Origin of the sequence: uncultured Methanobrevibacter sp., assembly GCF_937906425.1 — an archaeon.
Classification (GTDB): domain Archaea; phylum Methanobacteriota; class Methanobacteria; order Methanobacteriales; family Methanobacteriaceae; genus Methanobrevibacter.
The window spans coordinates 1-3170 of sequence record NZ_CALCYR010000092.1 but is presented as its reverse complement, the minus strand read 5'-3'; the positions used below and the strand labels follow the sequence as shown (position 1 = coordinate 3170).

At 31.5% G+C, this 3170-nt stretch carries 3 protein-coding genes; all 3 read right to left on the bottom strand.

The features are described from left to right. Positions 1-143 precede the first annotated feature (143 nt). Positions 144-1118, bottom strand: a complete 975-nt coding sequence (galE, locus tag Q0138_RS02445) for a UDP-glucose 4-epimerase GalE (RefSeq protein ID WP_297980463.1) — start codon at positions 1116-1118, stop codon at positions 144-146. 367 nt (positions 1119-1485) lie between these two features. Then, entirely contained in the window at positions 1486-2673 is a 1188-nt protein-coding gene (locus tag Q0138_RS02440; RefSeq protein WP_297980460.1) for an NAD(P)/FAD-dependent oxidoreductase, read from the bottom strand. Positions 2674-2699: 26 nt separating this feature from the next. After that, positions 2700-2864: a 4Fe-4S binding protein gene (locus Q0138_RS02435; RefSeq protein WP_297980457.1), complete on the bottom strand. Its 165-nt coding sequence runs from the start codon at positions 2862-2864 to the stop codon at positions 2700-2702. Between the last annotated feature and the right edge of the window lie 306 nt (positions 2865-3170).

Genomic DNA, 3170 nt, shown 5'->3' with positions numbered 1-3170 from the left:
CACTTTTACAAATCTCATCAGAAATTTAAAAAAAAACACCCATTATACTTAAAAACACTTTTACAAATCTCATCAGAAATTTAAAAAAAAACACCCATTATACTTAAAAAACTTATCCTAATCCCACAATATATTAAAAACACTTATCCGTGGAGTTTCTTATGCCATTTCCATGCAGATGAAACAATCTCTTCCAAATCAGAGATTTCAGGTTTCCATTTTAGGATTTCCTCTGCCTTTTTGGAATCTGCAATCAAAATGTCAGGATCTCCTTCACGACGAGCATCGGTTTTAACCTTAAAGTCAACACCAGTAACCTTTTTACAGGTATCAATAACCTCTTTTACAGAAAATCCACTTCCATTACCTAAATTAAACACATTACTGTCATTGAATGGATCTTCAAGATATTGCAATGCCTTCAAGTGAGCGTCAGCCAAGTCATTTACATGAATATAATCCCTTATGCATGTGCCGTCAGGAGTGTCATAGTCATCTCCGAATATGGATATGCTGTCACGTCTTCCAATAGCTGCATCCAGCACCAAAGGAATCAAATGGGATTCAGGATTATGATCCTCTCCGATTTCACAGTCCAAATCTGCACCAGCTGCATTGAAATACCTTAATGAAACATATTTCAATCCGCCGAAGTCAGATTCGTCCTTTAAGAGATTTTCAACCATAAGCTTTGATTCTCCATAAGGATTGATAGGATTAAGTTCAGCGTTTTCCTTGATTGGAATCTCCTTAGGAATTCCATATAATGCTGCAGTTGAGGAGAAGATGAATTTCCTTACCCTAAACTCCTTCATTACCTTTAATAGATTAGAGGTATTTTCATAATTGTTTTTAAAGTATTTTTCAGGTTCCTCTACAGATTCTGCAACAGAGGAAAATGCAGCAAAATGCATAACTGCATCGATATTATTTTCTGCAAACAATTTTCTTAATTTTTCAGTATCGCTTAAATCAAATCTAACAAATTTTCCCCACTTTACAGCGGATTTGTGACCTTTTACCAGATTATCCAATACAATGGTTTCATAACCTGACTTGTTAAGCAATTTATTAATATGGGAGCCTATATATCCTGCTCCACCTGTAATTAATATCATATTATTCCCTTAAGTTTTAGTTAATTAGATATAAAAACCAGACAGTTGAATTAATACTTAATAGTTTTTATAAATTCTTTATTATTAATTATATTTATTTTTTTAGAATATATAGTTTAAGAAATCAATGAAATACTAAAATATAAAAAATAATTGAAAAAATAAGAAAAATAAAAGAAAATCAATAAAATAATTAAAAATTAAAGCTATGAAAAAAGTAAAAATAGATTTTAATATGGAAATATGAATTAAAAAAAATAATTAAAAATTAGATTTTAATATTGAAATATGAATTAAAAAAATAATCAAAATAGATTTTAAACTAAAACCTATAAAAAAAGAAAAGTAAAAATTCTAAATTAAAAATCTAGAATAGTTTACGTAATTTAAGAGCTGCTTTAGGAGAAATCTTAATTAAAGCCTTAACAAGCTCAGTAGTACTGATTCTGGAGAATTCCATGTCTTGGAATGCCTCTGCAATACTGTTTAATTCCTCATCAGATAAAGTCCATAAGTAGTCACATACCTTACCGTATTTATCCATATCGTGACCCATTTCATCTTTAACCAATTGATCATATTTCTTAAGGAATTTTTTAGAGCAGTCATTTGCCTTAATAGCTTCTGCAGCCACCTTACCAGCTAACATACCACCGGTCATACCGCTGGTAATACCTCCACCGGTTAAAGGATTTACCTGACTTGCAGCATCTCCACAAAGTAAGATATTGTCTCCATACATTTCCTTAACAAGTCCGCCAACAGGGTCTCCACCTACATTCAATTCAACAGGTTGAGCATCCTTGGTTGCAGGACAGTTTTTAACAGCATCAACCAAATATTCATAAGCTGACTTATCTCCAGCCATTTCAGGAATAATAGCTAATCCTGCATTTACAATATCATCACCTTTAGGGAATAGCCAGAAGTATCCTCCAGGAGCAACAGTTCCAAAGTAGAACTCTAAAACATCACTTCTAATCATGTTTGCATTACACATTTCAAATTGAATACCTGATTCCATATGTTTAGGTTTGGTGTAAGCTTTAAGACCAGCCCATTTAGCTACATGGGATTCAGGACCGTCTGCTCCAATAATAATTTTAGCGTTAATGTCGTAAACATCACCCATGGTATCTACTGTAACGGTGTATGAACCGTCATCCTCTTTCTTAAGGCCTTTAGCTTGGGTTTTAATCTTAATTTGTGCCCCTTCTCTTCCGGCTTCCATAGCCATATGCTTGTCAAAGACCTTTCTTTCAAGGATATAACCTGCTTCAGGCAATTCAACAATGTCATTTGTAATCCATACATCGGTTCCGTTAGGAGCAACTAATCTAATACCTTCAATTTCACGGGTAATCCAATGTGGATCAATTTCAAGTTCCAATTTTTCAAAGGTATTTTTGGAAACACCTTCAGCACATCTTTTAGGAGCACCAATTTCAGACTTCTTGTCTATGAGAATTACATCCGCTCCACCTTTAGCTGCAAATCTTGCAGCACTTGAACCGGCAGGGCCAGCACCAATAACCAATACATCAGTCTTAATCATTATAATCAATCCCTAATAAAAATAATCTATTCTTCCAATTCCAATGCTCTTAAAGGACAAGCTTTAACGCAAATTCCACAGTTATTACAGTTTTCATCAAAAACTAATGCAGTTTCTTTAACTTCAATACAGTTTCTTATACAGACACCTGCACAACATCCGCAATAAGAACACCAATCTTTCACTATCATGATTAATCTCCAAAAAATATCAATAATAAATTAATAAATATAAATTCCAAATATTTTTTTCACTTGTAAATAAATAATAATTTAAGTAAAATTCCATTAAATAAGAATTAAAATCAAATTAAAAATAACTAATTCAAATAAATTCCATCAAATAAGAATTAAAATCAAATTAAAAATAACTAATTCAAATAAATTCCATCAAATAAGAATTAAAATCAAATTAAAAATAACTAATTCAAATAAATTCCATCAAATAAGAATTAAAATCAAATTAAAAATAACTAATTCAAATAAATTCCATCAAAT